Genomic DNA, 17,933 nt, shown 5'->3' with positions numbered 1-17,933 from the left:
ATGACCTGGGCCAACCGCATCACGATCTTCCGGATCGTCCTCATCCCGATCTTCCTCGGGACGTTGCTCTACTACTCCGCTTCGGAGCGCCACGGCGCGCCGGACGAGAGGTTGCGCTGGCTCGCGTTCGGGATCTTCCTCGTCGCGGCGATCTCCGACGGCGTCGACGGCTACCTCGCCCGCCACTGCAACCAGCGGACGAAGCTCGGGGCCGTCCTCGATCCCACCGCCGACAAGCTCCTCGCCTTCACCGCCCTCCTCTCCCTCAGCCTCATCCCCTTCCAGGGCATCCCCACCTTCCCCCTCTGGTTCCCCCTCCTCGTCATCAGCCGGGACGTCATCCTCGCCGTCGGGGCCTTCCTCCTCCACTACTTCCACCACACCGTCGAGGTCCGTCCCCACTGGACGGGCAAAGTCTCGACCGTCTTCGTCTTCGCCGCCATCTGCGCCGTCCTGCTGAACCTCCCCTGGGTCAACATCCTCTGCTGGATCGGCGGCCTCTTCACCCTCGCCTCCACCGTCTTCTACGTCCGCGACGGCATCGCCCAGTTCAACGCCGGGGACCACTCGAAACCCCACTAATCATGCCTCCCTCCATTTCACGCACCGTCGCCATCGTCGGCCGCCCCAACGTCGGCAAATCGGCGATCTTCAACCGGATCACCGGGAAGCAGATCTCCCTCGTCCACGACCAGCCCGGCGTGACGCGGGACCGCATCTCCCACGCCTGCCGCCACGCGGGCCACGGCTTCGAGCTCCTCGACACCGGCGGCATCGGCCTCGGCGACAAGGAAGGCTTCGCCGAGGCGATCGAGCACGAGGTCAGCATCGCCCTCGCCACCGCGCAGGACATCCTCTTCGTCGTCGACGGCCGCGACGGCCTCACCCCCCTCGACCAGGAGATCGCCAAGCGCCTCCGCACGAAGACCGGGAAGAAGGGCGTGAAGAAGAAGGCCGGGGACGAGAGCGAGAACGCCCCCGCCGTCGCGAACCGCCGCGTCATCCTCGTCGTGAACAAGCTCGACGTCCCCGAGCTCGAGGACCGCATCGAGGACTTCCGCAAGCTCGGCTTCCCCGACGTCGTCGCCCTCTCCGCCGCCCACGGCCTCGGCCTCGGCGACCTCATGGAGATCCTCGTCGAGCCCTGGGGCGAGGGCGACGCCGAGGAGCCGGCACGCCTCTCCCGCGCCGAGCAGCCGATCCGCCTCGCCTTCCTCGGGCGGCCCAACGTCGGCAAATCGTCGATGGTCAACGCCCTCCTCGAAGACTCCCGCACCATCGTCAGCCCCGTCTCCGGCACCACCCGCGACGCCATCGACGTCCCCTTCACCTGGCGGAACCGCGCCTTCACCCTCATCGACACCGCCGGGATGCGGCAGAACCGCAAGGTCCGCGACCCCCTCGAGACGAAGATGACCGGCCGCAGCGTCCACGTCATCAACCGCGCCAACGTCTGCGTCCTCGTCCTCGACGCCATGGAGGGCGTCTCCATGCAGGACAAGAAGATCGGCGGCCTCATCGACGACGCGATGCGCCCGGTCATGATCGTCGTCAACAAGTGGGACCTCGTCCGCGAGCAGGGCGACGCCACGCGGAAGAAGGAGTTCGAGTTCATCGAGAACATCAAGCAGGACCTCTTCTTCCTCGAGCACGCCCCCATCCTCTTCACCAGCGCGAAGACCGGCGAGCGGGTCGAGTCGATCCTCAAGACCATCGAGAAGATCGAGAAGAACCGGCGCAACAAGATCAGCACCTCCGAACTGAACGACCTCCTCCAGAAGGCCCAGGAAAAATACGCCCCGCCCCTCGTCAACAACCGCCGCTTCAAGATCTACTACGCCACCCACCAGATCGACGAGACCCAGCCCCACCCGACGCCGACCATCCTCGCCTTCATCAACAGCTTCTCCCTCCTCACCCCCGCCTACCGCCGCTACATCGAGCTGAAGCTCCGCGAGAAATTCCCCCTCGAAGGCTGCCCCGTCCGCTGGGTCTGGAAGGAAAAGCAGCCGATGAAGCCGAAGTAGGCGGCAGGCGCAAAGCCATGCAGCCCCGTTCCCCCATCCTCCGGGACTCGCTGCTGATCGTCCTCGCCTACATGGCGGTCCGCTGCGGGGTCTACGCCGTCCTTCCCGTCCATACCGATGCCGAATGGTCCCGGCGCGACCTCTTCATGTGCCTGCCCCGGCTCGCGACCTTCGCCGCGCTGGCGCGGTGCAATCGGCATCGCTGGGGGAATGCGGTTCCCTTCGATTTCGTCGTTCGAGGACGGGGGCTGCTCCTTCCGGCCCTCCTGCTCGTCGGCGCGGAAGTTCTCCGCACCTTCCTCTTCGCGGGCGGAAATCCGTGGCCGTGGGGCCTCGCCCTCGTCGGGATCGCCGCGACGGTCCCTGTCGTCCTTTTCGAGGAATACGCCTTTCGTGGCGGCCTGCACCAGGGCCTCGTCGCCCGCTTCGGGACTGCCACCGCGCTTTTTCTAGGGGCGGCGCTCTTCACCCTCTTTCATATCCAAGCCCCGGCCGTCGTCGGCTGGCCCGCGATCTTTCTCTTCGGCCTGACATGGGCGGGGCTCCGGCAGCGGGGCCTCGGCCTCGGGTGGACCGCCCTGATTCACTTTATTGTCGATAGCCTTTACTTTGCGCGGGGCGTTTTCCCTCCGTTTTGGAGCGGGGCGAATGGGGTTTATCTATTCCTGCTGTTGGTCGGGGCGGCGCTCGCGTGGCCGAGGGGTTCCCTCACTCCTCGCGCCCCTCGGCCAGCTTCACCAGCGTGAAGAGCGCGTGGTTCACCGGGGTCGGGACGCCGAGTTCGCTCCCCCGGCGCGCGATGAAGCCGTTCAACACGTCGATCTCGGTCGGCTTCCTTCGCTTCAAATCCTGCGCCGTCGAGGAAAACGCCCCGCCGATCTGGGCGGTCAGTTCCAGCGTCGCCGCGAGGGCGGCCTTTTCCTCCCCCATGCGGGGCAGCACCACCCCCATCGCCCGCGCGACGGCCAGCACCTCGCCGATGACGGCCGCGACCAGCTCGACCGCCCCCGCATCGCCGTTGATCCGGCCATACCGCGCCTGGCCGAGGGCGGAGACCGCGTTCAGGGCGCAGTTGCAGATGAATTTCTCCCACAGCTCCCCCTCGATGTTGGCGCTGATCCGGCACGGCACTCCGGCCCGCTCGAAGAGGAGGGCGAGCCGCCGCGTCGTTTCGGTCTCCGGCCCGATCACCAGATCGCCCCGGCCCGCATGCTTCACCCGACCCGGTTCGGGCACCGACGCCGCGATATAGACGACGGCGGGCAGCGCCGCGATCCCCGCCGCGGCGAGGCACTCGACGTTATCGACCCCGTTCTGGAGGCTGAGGACGACCGCCTCCGGCGAGAGCAAGGGAGCGATCTCACGCGCGATCGCGGCGGTGTCGGTCGCCTTCACGCAGAAGAGAACCAGGTCGGCCCCGCGGACGGCGCCCAGCTCCAGCGAAGCTTCGACGGGGACCGCTTCCTGGAAAGAGAGCGCGTCGAGAAAGAGCCCGCGGGCCTCCACCGCGTCGACGAACGGCTCCCGCCCGATCATGACGACGGACGCCCCCGCCCTTGCCAAAAGACCGCCGTAATAGCCGCCGACGGCTCCCGCCCCGACCACCGCGATGCGCGGCCTGTTCTCGCCTCCGTTCATTCCCTATCGATAGCCTTGACCTCCGGAAGAAAAAATCCTTTCTTCCCGCTCTTTTCAAAGCGTTCCTTTTCGCCAAACTGCCATAGCAATGTCCTCCCCGTCCCCGACCGACTTCCCCTACCACGGCCCCCGCGCTCCGCTGGCCAGCCTGACGGGGAGCCCGCTCTGGTCGATGCCGATCGATGCCGTCGTCGCCGCCTTCGTCGCGCGCGGGTGGACCCATCGCGGCGGGGAGCGCGTCGAGACGCCCTACGGCCTCGGCCCCGAGGTCCACGCCTTCGACGTTCCGCAGGCCGACGGCACGCTCCGCCCCTTCCTCTGGATCCCTTCCTACGGCGACATCGTCGGCGAGGAGACCCAGTCGGAAACCACGCTCCGCCGCGTCTTCTGGATCTTGTGGAAGGCGGGGGTGAAGGCCGCCGTCGTCGGCGGCAACTCGGGCGTCTGCGAGGCGCGGCCCGATTCCGACCCGAATGCGATCCAGCCGGGCGATCTCGTCTTCCCGTGGAGCTACCGGACCCACCAGGAGCACCGCGGCCTCCCCGGCACCCCCTACGCCGCGCCGTGGCCCCGGCACAACCTCTTCCTCGACGCCCCCTTCTGTCCCGGCCTCGCCGCCCAGCTCCTCCCCCTCGCGCAGGCCTACGAGGCGAAGGGGACCATCCGCAAGATCCACACCCCGGAGACCGTCCGCGCCGCCCTCGTCCAGGTCGAGACCGTCACCTTCGAGACCGACTTCGACATCCTCATGTGGCGGGCCTTGAACAAGACCATCTCCGACCTCGAGCCCGCGAAGCCCCCCGTCGCCACCCTCCACGGCGATTGCGTCAACCCGCTCCTCGCCCGTTTCCTCGGCATCCACCTCCTCTACTACCACCTCGTCTGCAACCACGCCCAGGGCCTCGGCACGGGGAACATCCACGACACCCTCACCACCCTCTTCCTCGACGCCTACCCCGCGATGGTCGTCGACCTCGAGGGAGAACTCGCCGAGACCCTCGTCCTTCCCTCCCGGCCCGAAGCGTGCCGGTGCGTCTCCGGCCTCATCGCAAACCCTCCCATCTTCGTCGAGGCGATGAGCGGCTCCCGATAGGGAAAAAAGAGAAAAAGGGGCAAGGAGGCCATGACCGAAGCCGATCTTCTCATCCGGGGCGGGTACGTCGCCCTGCCCGGGCCCGACTGCCGGATGGCCCGCGTCGACATCGCCGTCGCCGACGGGAAGATCGTCGCCCTCGGCCCCGGCCTCGAGCTTGCCGCCGCCTTCCTCCTCGAAGCCTCGGGCCTCGTCCTCCTCCCCGGCGTCGTCGACCCCGCCGTCCGCTTCCTCCCCGCCCAGGCCGAGACCCGGATCACGGCCCCGGGCGAGATCGGCGCCCCCTTCGCCGCTGGGGGCGGCACCCTCTACGCCGACCTCCCCGGCGGTCGGAACCTCCCCCTCTACGATCCCGAGGGCCTCGCGCGGAAGAAGGCGTTCCTCCTCGCCCACTCGCGGACCGATTTCGCCCTCTGGGCCGGGATCAGCGGCACCGCCGTCCACTTCGGCAAGATGGAGGCCCTCCGCGACGCCGGGATCGTCGGCTTCCACGCCTCCCTCGCCCCCGCCGAGCGGGACGGCGCGCCGCCCGTCGCCCATCCCCTCCTCCTCCGCGCGATGAAGGAGGCGGCCCGCCTCGGCCTCCCCGTCCACCTCCACACCGAATCGGGCGTCCCGGAGCTACCCGCCGCCAACAACGGCCTCGGCGGCCCCCGCTCCCTCTTCCTCGAAAGCCATCCCCCGAGGGCCGAGGACGAGGCCGTCCGCATCGCCCTCGACCTCGCCGGGGAGGCCGGATGCGCCCTCTTCCTCTCTCCCCTCACTCTCGTGGAGTCGCTCGCCCGGATCGAGGCCGCCCGGGCCGCCCACCCCGAGCTCCGCGTCACCACGGGGAGCGCCGCCCACCACCTCCTCTTCTCCGAGGAAGACGGGGCCGCCGCCGCCCATTCCCCCCTCGGCCAGAAATTCACCCGCGCCCGCCCCCTGCCGCCGCTCCGATCCGATCCCGTCCGCGCCGCCCTCTTCGCCGCCGCCGCCTCCCATCCGAGCCCGATCGACCTCCTCCTCTCCGGCCACGCCGAGGCCCACGGCATGCGGACCGCCCAGCACGCCCACGCCGCCCTCCTCACCCGGCCCGACCTCGCCTCCGAGACCGGTCCCGGCCGCGCCCGCCTCGCCTCCCGCCTCGGCCCCGACGCCGCCGCCTTCCTCGGCCTCGCCGACCGCAAGGGCGGCATCGCCCTCGGGAAAGACGCCGACCTCCTCTTCCTCGATCTCGAGGAATCGCACCGGGTCGGCATGGGGGCCGGGGAATGCCTCTACGCGGAGCGGGAAAGCCTCTACGCCGGGCAGGTCGTCGGGGGGAGGATCGTCCGCGTCCTCCAGCGGGGCCGCACCCTTTTCGCCAATGGCCGGATGGCGAAGATTGTCAAAGAGGGCGAAGTCTGCTTCATTCCTCGGCAAGGTTAACCGGTTTCCCGCCGCACCCTCCCTCCTCCATGGCCCAACTCCTCGGACACACCCGCACCCGGGTCACCAGCCGCCACGCCCTCATCACGCAGGACACGCTGAACTTCCTCCCCGCTGTCGGCCTCGTGAAGTCGCGCCTCGCCACCCTCCTCTCCTCCGGCCTCGGCTCGAAGTTCTTCTCCGGCCTCCTCCTCTTCGAGGCCGACGGCGCGGCGACCCTCCCCGAGAGCGGCACCGAGACCTTCCTCTACGTCCTCGCCGGCGGCTGCACGGTCGACGCCGGTCCCGCGCAGGTGAAGCGGATCGCCCCCGGCGGCTACCTCTACATCCCCGCCCACCACTCCTGCATCCTCTCCGGGGCCGAGGCCGAGACCCAGATCCTCATCGTCCAGAAAGCCTACCGCGCCCTCCCCGACATCTTCTCCCCCCGGATGATCGTGGGCCGCGGCGGCCAGGTGCAACCCCAGCCCTACCAGGGCGATCCCGACACCCGCATCCAGCCCTTCCTCCCCGACGAGCCCGGCTTCGACATGGCCGTGGCCCTCTTCACCTTCCAGCCCGGCGCCAGCTTCCCCGGCGCGGGCGTCCACGGCGCCGAGCACGGCCTCTTCTTCCTTCAGGGACAGGGCATCTGCCGCCTCGACGACTCGTGGTACCCGGTGAAGGACGGCGACGCCGTCTGGGCCGCCCCCCTCTGCCCCCAATGGTTCGTCGCGACGGGAAAGACCCCCGCCCAGTTCCTCCTCTTCCGGGAGTCGAACCGGATGCCCGAGGTGGTCTAGGGCCGATCTCCCATACGCCCATTCTCCTCCGCTGGATCTAACCTCCTTGAGGCACCATGGCCTGGGGGGAGACGGGGAGCTGAAACGGTTATGAGGCAACGACCATCTCGCCCTCTTTTTTCGCTCCATTCACCAAGCGGCCCAGCATCCCGACGGCCGCGCGCAATTCGTGGGCCTGGGCGTTGAGCTCCTCGGCGGCCCCGGCGCTCTCCTCGGCTCCGGCGGCGTTGTTCTGGGTGATCTTGTCCATCTGCGAGACCGTCTCGTTGATCTGCTGCAGCCCCGTCGTCTGCTCGCGGGATGCCGTCGCGATGGTCCCGATCAGCCCGTCGACCTCGCGGACCTTGCCGACGATCTCCTCGAGGCTCGACCGCACCGTCCGGCTCTTCGTCGTGATCTCGGCGACCTGCGCGGTGACCCGCTCGTTCACCTCGACGCCGCGCGCGCTCCGCGCCATCGAGACCTCGATCATCCGCGCCGTCTCCTTCGCCGCCTCGGCGCTCCGCCTCGCCAGGGAGCGGACCTCGTCGGCGACGATCGAAAAACCGGCCCCGGCCTCGCCCGCCCGGGCCGCCTCGACGGCGGCGTTCAGGGCGAGGATGTTCGTCTGGAACGCGATCTCGTCGATCGTCTTGATGATCTTCGAGACATCGTTGCTCGAGGCCCGGATATCGGCGATGGCGCTTCCCATCTCGACGCTGGCTTCCGAGATGGAGGCGGTCGCCTTCTCCATCTCGGAGGTCCGCGCCGCGCCTTCCTCGGCGGCGGCGCGGGCGTTGGCCGAAAGGACGCTCGCCTGCGCGGCCCCCTCGGCATTCCGCTTCGTCATGGTCCCGACCTCCTCGAGCGAGGCGCTCGTCTCCTCCAGGGAAGCCGCCTGCTCGCTCGCCCCCTCGGCGAGCGTCTGGCTCGACGACGAGACCTGATGGGCCGCCGAGACGATCTCGTGGGAGCCCGTCGCGAGGATCTCGGAGACCTCCCGCAACGCCGCGTTCAATGAATGGGAGATCCCCAGCGCGAGGCCCAGCCCCACGACCAGCGCGAAGGCCGAAACGACGACGAGGATCGTATGCCCCGTCCCGATCAGCTCATGGCTGTGGTTGGTGAAATCGCGGCTCTGCTCCAGCTGGTGCTGGAACATCTGTTCGATCTTCCCGCCGAGGGCGACCCGCAGCGGGACGACCTCGCGGAGGTTCAGCTCGAAGGCCTCGGCCTTCCTCCCCTCGCGGCTCAGGGCCAGCACCTTCTCCCGTCCCGCATTGTAGGTAAGGCGGGCCGCGTCGTATTCGGCCAGGTCGCTTTTTTCCTGCGCGGTGAGGTACGTTTTGCCGAACTCGGCTTCCAGCGCCTCGCCCCGCTCCTTGATGTCGGCCAGCTTCTTCTCCTGCACCGCCATCATCTCGGGCGTCGGCGAAAGGAGGTGGGTCAGGACCGCCGCCACCCGTTCCCCCTGCAGCGCCTCAAGCTTCGCCACGAAGACCAGGCCGGGGATCGCGTCGTCGCTCACGTCGCTCACCGATTCCTTCACGTGATGGAAGACCTTGAAGGAGGCCGCGGCCAGCAGCACGAGGAGAAGCAGCACGATCGAGAAGCCGATCACGATGCGCTTTTGGATAGTCCAATGTTTCATGAACCCCAGCGTGACACTCCCGGAGGCCCGCACAAACCGGGAGAGAGGTAACGCTGGTGAAATAAGTAAACATCGGCCACCGGGGAGGGGCGATTGCCTAGGACCAATCCTCACCCACAGCCGAAGCTGTCGGCCTATTCCGGCGCCGGATTGTCGGGGATGACGAGGGGCCGCCGCATGGCAAGGTGGAGACCCTTGCCGACGGGGAGGGTGACGCAATCGAAGTGGCCGCTCTCCTCGACGCACTCGAGGTAGCCCGCGATCTCGTGGGGGTGGGAGAGAACGTTGTCGGCGAGGAGGAGGGCGTCGGGGGTCAGGCGGGGCAGGAGGCTCGCGAACTGGTCCTTCGCCGTCACCCGGTCGGCGTCGAAGAAGACGCAGTCGAAGGTCCCTTCGAGCTCGGCGACCACCGGCGTCGCCTCGCCCTGGAGGAGGGTGACCCAGCGGGAAAGCCCGGCCTTCTTCAGATTGTGCGCCGCTTGGGCGCTCTTCTCCGCGTGGCGTTCGATCGAGATCAGCTCTCCTTCCTCCTGCTGCGCGATGGCCGAGGCGAGCCAGATCGTCGAGAAGCCGTTCGAGGTCCCGATCTCGAGGATGCGGCGGCGGCGGGCGAGGCGGACGGCGACGAAGAGGGTCTCCGCCGTCGGCCACTCGAGGTTGAGCCGCTTCCGGGCGTGGGCCGTCTCGGCGGTGTCGTGGGTCGCGCCTTCCTGCGCCATCGCCCGCAGGACGGTTTCGACTTGGGGGGGCAGGGAAATCATCGGGGCTCCTTGGTTCTGCTTTAGCAGGGGGTCTGTTCGGGCGGCTCTTCCTGGGCGGCGAGCATCAGGTTGACGTTCTGGCCCATCCGCACCGTCATGATCTCCTCGATCTGGCGGCTGAGGCCGGGGAGGCTCGAGAGGATCTCGTGGAAGGCCTCGCGGCCGACGACGACGACGTCGAGCGCCGTCTCCGCCTTCACCTCGGCGATGCGGGGCCGGTTGCGGAGCAGGGCGACCTCGCCGAACATGTCGCCCTTCGCCAGCGTCGCCAGCTTCCGCCCCTCGCGGATGACCGAGGCCTCCCCCTTCGCGATGAAGTAGACCTTGTCGCCGATGTCGCCGACGCCGAAGACCTTCTCCCCCGCCTGGAAGTGCTGCCGGTGGACCGACTCCTTGTGGAAGATGCGGAGCTGGGTGATGTCCCGGGGCAGGAAGGCGTCGAGGACCCAGTCGACGAAGAGGCGGATCTGCCCGCTGAAGCCGGGGAACTTCGAGAGGTAGACGGCGCGCCACATGAGCCACGCGGGGAGGCCGGTGACGTGGACGCCGAAGATCTCGACGACCGCCTTGTGCCGCCCGAGGGAGCCCATCTTGCCGAGGCCGGTGAACTTGAAGACCTGCTTCGGCGTCCCGCGCATCGAGGCGATGATGTTGTCGGCGCAGGTCTTCGCCTGCCGCAGGGCGTGCTGGGCGGTGGGCGGGGAGAACTGCCCGTCGACCTGCATCACCATCGCGCAGTCGCCGAGGGCCCAGACGCCGGGGAAGCCGGGGACCTCCATCCCGGTGTCGACCCGGATGCGGCCCTTCTCCTGCGGCAGCGGCAGGGAGGCGAGGATCGGGGGCGGCCCGGCGGGGACCGTCGCCACGGTGGTCCGCGTGGGGATCAACTCGGACTGCTTCGTCTTCACGTCCTCGACGGTGACGGCGTCGGCGCTCACTTCCTTCAGGCTCGCGCCGAGGCGGACGTCGACGCCCCGCTTCCTCAGCAGGTGATCGGCGAAGCCGCTGAGCTTCTCGGTCAACTCGGGGAGGATCCGGCCGCCGCGCTGGAGGAGGATGAGCTTCAGGTCTTCCTCGCAAATATTGTGGTAGGAACGGACGGCCTCGCGGAGGAAGTCGTTCATTTCGGCGATGCACTCGACGCCGGAGAAGCCGCCGCCCGCGACGACGAAGGTGAGGAGGGCGCGCCGGACCGCCGGATCGGACTCGTCCTCGGCGGCCTCGAGCGCGCCGACGAGCTGGTTCCGCAGGCAGAGGGCGTCGCCGAGGTACTTGAAGGGGAGGGCGTGCTCGGCCATGCCGGGAATCAGGCCGTAGTCGAGGCGGGTCCCCATCGCGATGACGAGGTGGTCGTAGTGGAGCGTCAGCGGGACGGGACGGGCCCCCGCGCCGAGGCGGACGGTCTTGTGGACGACGTCGATGGCCTCGATCTCGCGCGTGTGGAGCCGCGCCTCGCGGGCCAGCCGCCGGATCGGGCTGATGACGTGGTTCACCTCGACGGAGCCGGAGACGACCTCCGGGAGGAGGGGGTGGAAGACGATGTAGTTGTCCCGGCTGACGAGGACGATCTCGGTCGCCTCCCGTTCGGCGGCGGTCATCCCCTGCTCCAGGTGGACCGCGGCGTAGACGCCGCCGAAGCCGCCGCCCAGGATCACGATCCGCTTTTTACCCGCCGCCGCCGTCGCCGTTGTCGTCGTGGTTGTCATGCCGTGCCTGCTTATATAAGCCGACTCCCCCCGTCTGTCCACCCCGCGGAAAAGATGGAGGCTTTCCATTGTCACCGATTCGTCTATTTTCCCCCGATGCATCTCCTCCACGGCCTCGCCTCCGGACAAGTCCTCCAACGCCTCGGGAAGAAAGGGGCCTCCGCCGCGCTCTCCGGCACCGTCCCCGCCCCGGTCTCCGGCACGGTCACCGCGACGATTTCATCGAAGAACAAAGACCTCCCCGGCTGGAGCGCCCGCGCCGTCGGCCAGGCGCGGAAGGGGGCCTTCGCCGCCCGCCTCGCCGGGATCCCGGCGGGCGGCCCCTACCGGCTGGAGCTCCGGGTCTCGGGCACCGACGAAGCCGTCGTCGTCCCCGCCTTCTTCGTCGGCGACGTCTGGATCCTCGCCGGGCAGAGCAACATGGAGGGCATCTCCAACCGCGAAGGGGCCGCCCGTCCCCATCCCCTCATCCAGGCCTTCTCGATGCGCCGCGTCTGGCGCCAGGCCGCCGAGCCGCTCCACATCATCCCCGAGTCGCCCGACACGAGCCACGCCGCGACGCAGTGCACGCCGCAGCAGGGCGAGATCCTGCGCCGCAACACCCCGAAGGGGGTCGGCCCCGGCCTTCACTTCGCCCACGAGATGGTGAAGCGGTCGGGATCGGTCCCGCAGGCGCTGATCTGCACCGCCCACGGCGGGACCTCGATGACCCAGTGGGACCCGGCGAAGAAGGGGCTGAAGGGCGGCTCCCTCTACGGCTCGATGCTCCTCTCCGTCCGCGCCACCGGCCAGCCCGTCGCCGGGGTCCTCTGGTACCAGGGGGAGAGCGACGCCGATCCCGCCGCCGCCGCCCTCTACCGGGACCGGATGAGGAAACTCGTCGCCGCCTCCCGCCGCGACCTCCGCCAACCCCGCCTCCCGTGGGTCGTCGTCCAGATCGGCCGCGTCTTCGGCCATCGCCCGGCCGAGACGATCCCCGCGTGGAACCGGATCCAGGAAGAACAGCGCCGCCTCCCCGCGGCGATCGCCCACCTGGAGACCGTCCCCGCCGTCGACCTCCCCCTCGACGACCCGATCCACATCGGCGCGGCGGGCCAGCCCCGCCTCGCCCTCCGCCTGGCGCGGGCGGCCGACCGCCTCGTCCACGGCAACCGCAAGGAAGCGCCGATGCCCCGCCTGAAGGCGATCGGGAAGCCTCAGCACGACAAGAAGACCGCCGGGATCGTCCTCGACGTCCATTTCGAGAACGTCGTCGGGGGCCTCCGCTCCCACGGCGAGCCCGACGGCTTCGCCCTCGTCGATGCCGAGGGAAAGAAGATCGACGAGATCTTCCGCGTCTCCCTCGACGGCGCGACGGCCCGCCTCCGCCTCCAGAAGACGCCCCTCTCCGGGACCCGCCTCTCCTACGGCCACGGGGTGACGCCGAACTGCACGATCGCCGACGCCCGGGATTGCGCCCTCCCGGTCTTCGGGCCGCTCCACTTCATGAAGCCCTCGGCCGACCTCCCCTTCGTCGTCCGGTGGCGGAAGAGCGGGATTCTCCCGATCTCCAAGCCGCTCGGGAAAATCACCCCGCCCGACATGGCGAAGCTGAAGACGACCGTCCAGGATTACGGGGCCTCCTGGCTCCCCGGCTTCATCAACGAACACGCCGTGTGGGACGGCAACAAGGGCCACGCCCACTTCGCCGCCCGGATCGACCTCCCCGAGGCGATGCGCCTCGAGGCGCTCCTCGGCTACGACGGCCCCTTCCGCCTCTGGATCGACGGAAAGCCGTCCTTCACCGACCTCAAGGGAACGAACCCCTGCGTCGCCGACGAGAGCAAGAAGATCGTCCGCCTCGCCAAGGGCCGCCACACCCTCCACGTCGCCATGGACCTCAACGACGGCCGGGCCTGGGGCTTCTTCGTCCGCTTCCGCCGCATCGACCTCCCCCCCGCCCGGATTCTCTCCGGAGACTACGCCCGGCCCGTCTATTCCGTCTGAGGAACGGCTTGAAGAGGGAATGAAAAAGCGGGAATCGGGAGGCGGCGCGGCGCGGAAAGGGATACCTTTCCCCACCGTGAAAGGCCCGCCTCCCCATTCCCGAAAAAATCCCTACGCCACCGACGCGGCCCGGTGGGCCGCCGTCGTCGGGAAGGAGCGGGCCGCCGACGGCCTCTTCTGGTTCTCCGTCGCCACCACCGGCATCTATTGCCGCCCCTCGTGCGCCTCCCGCCCCGCGCTCCGCCGGAACGTCGCCTTCCACGCCTCGCCCGGGGCGGCGGAGGCCGCCGGGTTCCGCCCGTGCAAGCGGTGCCGCCCCGCAGCGGGGGAACCCTCCCTCGTCGCGCTCCGCGCCGACGCCGTCACGCGGAGCTGCCGCCGGATCGAGGCCGCCCTCCGGGCCGGGACCACGCCGCCCCGCCTCGCCGACCTCGCCCGTGAAGTCGGCCTCAGCCCCCACCACTTCCACCGCCTTTTCAAGTCCGCCCTCGGCCTCACCCCGAAGGACTACGCCGCCGCCAGCCGCGACCGCCGCCTTCGGCAAGCCCTCTCCCCCGCCGGAACCGACGCCACGACGACCACCGTCACCGAGGCGCTCCACGCCGCCGGGTTCAACGCCGCCAGCCGCTTCTACGCGGCCGCCCCCCGCGCCCTCGGCATGAGTCCCGCCCGCTTCCGCGACGGCGGCAGCGGGATGCGGATCGGCTTCGCCCATGCCGCCACTCCCTTCGGCCCCTTCCTCGCGGCGCGGGTCGAGGCGGCCCGGGGCCTTTGCTTCGCCTCCCTCGGCACCTCGCCCGCCGCGATCGAACGCGCTCTCCGCGCCGCCTTTCCCCGCGCCGCGCGGATCGCCGCCGACGGGGCCTTCGGCAAGATCGTCGCCCGCGCCGTCTCCCTCGTCTCCCTCGAAGCAGACGCGACGCCCTCCCGGAGCCTCTTCGCCGCCCTCCCGCCCGATCTCCAGGCCACCGCCTTCCAATGCCGCGTCGGGGAAATCGTCCGCCAGGACGAAAGCGGAAGGATGAGAAAGACGCCCCCCGTTTCTACCTAGTTCCCGACGGAAAACCCACCCAGGCCGCCCGCTCTTCGCCCACTCCTCCGCAGAGGACGGAAGGGCGGCGCATCAAGGCCACAAAAGGAACGAGGCCTCCCCGGCCCTTCTTTTCCGAGACCCGGACGGACCTCCCCGTGTAGGACATTTTAGACATCGTCCCCGAGTCTTCGTCCGACATTTCTTTCCGGCTTCGTCCGATACCGTCCCCCCTCCCCCGTACGTTACGGTACCCCCATGACGCAACACATTCCGCCCTTCGACACCCGTCCCCTGCGGGCTGCGGCGGGGGGAATGAGGAAGGAAAATATGAAGACACTCATGAAATCGGTTTGGTTCTCGCTGAAGCACCTGCTTCTCGTCCTCATCGCTTGCACCGCCTCCGCGGCCTTCGCCGCCACCGACGGCGACGCGGCCCCTTCTCAGGCTGCGGCTGCGGCGTCGACTTCCACGTCCTCCGGCAGCGGCTCCACCCAGTTCACGACCCGGACCATTCCCGAGAAGACGCCCGATACCGGCGCGCCGGAGCTCTTCTCCCTCCGGCTGGTCCAGGAGAGCCTCGTGATCGCCGACATGAACCACAAGGACCTCGCCACGATCGTCCCCGAGACGATCGCCACCCTCGTCCGCGTCGGCCCTTACGCCTTCACGATCACCTACGGCCGCAATCCCTCCGGCGACCTGATCGCGATCCTGACCGCCGACCTCGCCAACCCGAAGGGACTCAGCTTCAGCGTCAATGGCCGCCACATCGAACTCGGCGCCAGCACCTCCCAGGCGATGGCCTCGATCACGATCATCCTCTCCAGCGTCACGAAGCTCGAGGAACGGGAAACCGACGACCTCCCGACCATCACCCCCCTCTCCGCGAACGATCCGGTGCAGAATCTCGACGTCTCGAAAATCGGCACCTCCTACACGCCCCCCGCGGCGCTTCCCGGTTCCCCCGTCCCCCCCTTCACGCCGTTCTCCCCGTTCAAGAAAGTCGCGATCAATCTGAATCCGCTGGCAACGACGCCGTTCTAAGGTCGGCGTTAGAGGAAAGGGATCGCGGGGGAGGGGCAGCCCTTCGGGACCGGGTACATCTCCCTGTGCAGCTGGATGCGATCCGCGCGTTTGAACGAACGGGGGCACGCCCTCCGGACCCTCTTGTCTGATAGGCCGTGGTGTAGATATTGCGCAATCCAAGAGGCCTATCTCCCATACGCCCGCTCTGCTCCGCTGGATCTAACCTCCTTGAGGGCCAAACCATGAGAAGGAGCATCCAAGGAGCAGGCCTATCTCCTCGGTGCTGAACCCCTGAAGACATCTCTCCCATAGACCTCTCCCGATAGGAGTCAGGGCGTATGGGTACCGTCTACCCCTTCAGTACGTACCCTCGGGCGTACCGGCACCATCCGATTTTAATCCAGTGAGGAGATAAGGCGCAGGGGGAAACGCGTCCGCCTAGTTAAGGCCCTCAGAACAGGAGGTCACGGAGGGGCGAAGCCCCTCTGTGGGGTTAAAGCGGGTTACATCCAGCTGTACAGGGTCGACCCCGCAAGTCCCGAAGGGCGCTCCCCAACCCGCGCCCCCCTCACCCCCCCTAAGCAATCCTACGCCCCCCGCGTAGGACGAAGACTGTCGGACAGTAGGATAAATGAGACGCCCATTTTCAGCCCCCGTCCGATACCGGAGAGCCGCGCGATTTCATAACCTGGAAACATGAAGACCGCCCCCCACCTTATGAAGACCCAGCACGCCTTCCGTAAGCTCACGACCCGCACGATGATCGCCCTCTGCGGTCTCTTCCTCCTCGCGAGCACCGCGAAGTCCCACGGCACCTCCTCCACCTGGTCCTTCCTCGGGAACGGCAACTGGAGCACCGGCACCAACTGGAACAACCTCACCTCGCCCTCGACCGCCGCCGACAGCGCCACGATGAACGCCCTCGTCCTCGGCTACACCGTCAACTACGACACCGGCGCCACCGGCAACCTCGGCACCCTCACGATGGCGAACGCCTCGCTCACCACGATGGTCCTGAACCTCCAGAAGAGCCTGGCCCTGACCACCGGCGGCAGCATGGCCGGCACCCTCCTCGGCGGCACGACGCAGATCCAGCTCAACGGCAACACGACCTTCACGCTGAACACCGGGTCCAACTTCATGATCGGCGCGAACACGAACACCGTCGTCGGCGGCACCTACATCCTGGCGAACAGCGGCTACACCGGCACCGGCGTCCAGGTCAACGGCAACCTCACCTTCGAGACCGCGAACACGGTCTCGAACATCCTCGGCCTCACGATCAACGCCCCCGTCTCCCTCGGCGCGGGCGGCGCGATCAAGGTCGACAGCGAGGCCTCGGGCGGCACCCTCGCGATCATCGCGGGGAACTTCACCTCCTCGGCCAGCGCGAACACCGTCGCGGCGACCAGCTCCAACGGCAACGCCACCGCGGGGGCGCTCCTCTTCCAGGGCGCGACGGTGAACATCGGCGCGGGGACGGCCTTCAGCGGCTTCTCCGACGGGACCAGCAGCCTCTCCAACGGGACGAACGGCGTCTACTTCAACCAGACCTCGACCGGGACCCAGACCATCGCCCTCGGCGCGGTCACCGGCTTCGGCCTCCGCAACAGCTCCTCCGGCGGGACGATGACCGCCCTCGTCTCCACCACCGCGACGGCGAACTCGGTCGCCAACGCCGTCGATACCTTCACCTTCTCCTCCACCGCCTCCGGGGACAACACGATCCTGAAGCTCGGCAGCAACATGAACTTCGCGGGCGGCACCTACACCACCCCGTTCTTCTACAGCCTGCAGAACAACATGACGGCGACCGTCGACCTCAACGGCTACACCTACGACGCCACGGCGGGCAACGCGGCGACCACCTTCTCCCCCACCGGCACCACGGCGTCGACCTCCTCCTACGTCGCCATCACGAACTCGGGGACCAGCTCCCTGGCCGGCGGCAACGGCGTCTTCAAGGCGGCGGCCTTCAACCTCGGCGGCGGGGCCGACGTCGGCGTCGGCAGCGGGGTGATCCTCCAGGCGACGGCGACCGGCGGCGTCAACGACCTCGGCAACAAGGACGCCTCCGCCACCACCACGATCAACTCGGGCAGCACCTTCTATTACAGCGGCTCCGGCACGGCGACGCTGAAGTCGACGAACAACCGGGCCGTCGGCAACGTCCTCGTCGGCAACGGCACCCTCGCCTCGACCCTCCAGCTCGGCTCGACGGTCACCGTCGCGGGGACCCTGACCCCCAACGCCAACGCGACCCTCGACCTCAACGGCAACAGCCTCGTCCTGACCGGCGCGGCCAGCCTCTCCGGCTCCGGCACCTACACGAACAGCAGCGCCTCCAGCACCGCGAGCATCACCTTCGCCGCCGGGGCGACGGGCGGCCTCGCCCCGGGCGGCACCGGCACCGCGGGCAGCCTCTCCTTCACCGCCGCGACGCAGCCGCTCACCATCAAGCTCGCGAACTCGACCACCACCATCGACCTCCTCAGCCCCGCCCTCGGCGCGGGCACCTACGACACGATCAACCTCAGCAACACGACGCTCGACCTCACCGGCGGCGCGATCAACCTGAACTTCGGCGCGGGGACCTACAACGGCTCGATCCAGCTCTTCAGCCTCGCCAACGGCGCCACGATCACCGGCTCCCTCGGCAGCCTCACCAGCAACCTGGGCGGGGCCGAGATCCTCTCCCTCAGCTCGACCGGCCTCCTCACCTTCGCCGCCGTCCCCGAGCCCTCCACGGTGATCCTGATGTGCGGCGGCCTCCTCTTCCTCGGCGGCGTCTGCCGCCGCGCCCGCAAGCTCTCCGCGAGCCTCCTCTAATCCCCAACCTCC

The 17,933-nt window shown here is 68.8% G+C and carries 14 protein-coding genes; 10 read left to right on the top strand and 4 right to left on the bottom strand.

Annotated elements, in window-relative coordinates; translation table 11 throughout:
• From BLU04_RS05285 to BLU04_RS05275, 3 genes are read left to right on the top strand one after another with little or no spacing between them, the layout of a single operon-like run.
• Window positions 1-582, top strand: coding sequence for a CDP-alcohol phosphatidyltransferase family protein (locus BLU04_RS05285; protein WP_093283147.1), 582 nt, complete (start codon window positions 1-3; stop codon window positions 580-582).
• A 2-nt stretch (window positions 583-584) separates the two neighbouring features.
• Window positions 585-2,027, top strand: a complete 1,443-nt coding sequence (der, locus tag BLU04_RS05280; RefSeq protein WP_093283145.1) for a ribosome biogenesis GTPase Der — start codon at window positions 585-587, stop codon at window positions 2,025-2,027.
• Window positions 2,028-2,044: 17 nt separating this feature from the next.
• Entirely contained in the window at window positions 2,045-2,773 is a 729-nt protein-coding gene (locus tag BLU04_RS05275; protein WP_093283142.1) for a CPBP family intramembrane glutamic endopeptidase, read from the top strand.
• On the opposite strand, the gene BLU04_RS05270 is transcribed toward BLU04_RS05275, so the two are convergent.
• A complete protein-coding gene (locus tag BLU04_RS05270) occupies window positions 2,736-3,665 on the bottom strand; it encodes a 2-dehydropantoate 2-reductase (protein WP_093283140.1) in 930 nt (309 codons plus the stop codon). The two genes, BLU04_RS05275 and BLU04_RS05270, sit on opposite strands and share 38 nt — an antisense overlap.
• An 88-nt stretch (window positions 3,666-3,753) precedes the next feature.
• Here BLU04_RS05270 and BLU04_RS05265 point away from each other — a divergent pair, with 88 nt between their 5' ends.
• From BLU04_RS05265 to allE, 3 genes are read left to right on the top strand one after another with little or no spacing between them, the layout of a single operon-like run.
• The gene (locus BLU04_RS05265) at window positions 3,754-4,758 is read left to right on the top strand and encodes a hypothetical protein (RefSeq protein ID WP_093283138.1); all 1,005 of its coding nucleotides are present in this window, start codon (window positions 3,754-3,756) and stop codon (window positions 4,756-4,758) included.
• A 30-nt stretch (window positions 4,759-4,788) separates the two neighbouring features.
• Complete coding sequence (locus BLU04_RS05260; RefSeq protein WP_093283136.1) at window positions 4,789-6,168, top strand: hypothetical protein; 1,380 nt, start codon at window positions 4,789-4,791, stop codon at window positions 6,166-6,168.
• A 29-nt stretch (window positions 6,169-6,197) separates the two neighbouring features.
• Window positions 6,198-6,950: a (S)-ureidoglycine aminohydrolase gene (gene allE / locus BLU04_RS05255; RefSeq protein ID WP_093283133.1), complete on the top strand. Its 753-nt coding sequence runs from the start codon at window positions 6,198-6,200 to the stop codon at window positions 6,948-6,950.
• Between the two features lie 88 nt (window positions 6,951-7,038).
• Here the strand turns inward: allE and BLU04_RS05250 are convergent, their stop codons facing one another.
• The 3 genes from BLU04_RS05250 to BLU04_RS05240 form a co-directional block, all read right to left on the bottom strand.
• Window positions 7,039-8,580, bottom strand: coding sequence for a methyl-accepting chemotaxis protein (locus BLU04_RS05250; protein ID WP_093283130.1), 1,542 nt, complete (start codon window positions 8,578-8,580; stop codon window positions 7,039-7,041).
• Between the two features lie 134 nt (window positions 8,581-8,714).
• Complete coding sequence (locus tag BLU04_RS05245) at window positions 8,715-9,341, bottom strand: class I SAM-dependent methyltransferase (RefSeq protein ID WP_197673040.1); 627 nt, start codon at window positions 9,339-9,341, stop codon at window positions 8,715-8,717.
• Window positions 9,342-9,361: 20 nt separating this feature from the next.
• Entirely contained in the window at window positions 9,362-11,047 is a 1,686-nt protein-coding gene (locus tag BLU04_RS05240; protein WP_162274644.1) for an FAD-dependent oxidoreductase, read from the bottom strand.
• A 96-nt stretch (window positions 11,048-11,143) separates the two neighbouring features.
• Between BLU04_RS05240 and BLU04_RS05235 the strand changes: the two genes are divergently transcribed.
• The 4 genes from BLU04_RS05235 to BLU04_RS05220 all read left to right on the top strand — a co-directional run bounded on the left by BLU04_RS05235 (window position 11,144) and on the right by BLU04_RS05220 (window position 17,921).
• Window positions 11,144-13,033, top strand: coding sequence for a sialate O-acetylesterase (locus BLU04_RS05235; RefSeq protein WP_093283125.1), 1,890 nt, complete (start codon window positions 11,144-11,146; stop codon window positions 13,031-13,033).
• Window positions 13,034-13,109: 76 nt separating this feature from the next.
• Window positions 13,110-14,084, top strand: coding sequence for an Ada metal-binding domain-containing protein (locus tag BLU04_RS05230; RefSeq protein ID WP_162274643.1), 975 nt, complete (start codon window positions 13,110-13,112; stop codon window positions 14,082-14,084).
• Between the two features lie 309 nt (window positions 14,085-14,393).
• Window positions 14,394-15,110, top strand: a complete 717-nt coding sequence (locus BLU04_RS05225; RefSeq protein WP_093283121.1) for a hypothetical protein — start codon at window positions 14,394-14,396, stop codon at window positions 15,108-15,110.
• Window positions 15,111-15,788: 678 nt separating this feature from the next.
• Window positions 15,789-17,921: a PEP-CTERM sorting domain-containing protein gene (locus BLU04_RS05220; RefSeq protein WP_093283118.1), complete on the top strand. Its 2,133-nt coding sequence runs from the start codon at window positions 15,789-15,791 to the stop codon at window positions 17,919-17,921.
• Window positions 17,922-17,933: the final 12 nt, after the last annotated feature.

Source organism: Verrucomicrobium sp. GAS474, from assembly GCF_900105685.1.
Taxonomy (GTDB): Bacteria; Verrucomicrobiota; Verrucomicrobiia; order Methylacidiphilales; family GAS474; genus GAS474.
This window is presented reverse-complemented; position numbering and strand designations above follow the sequence as displayed.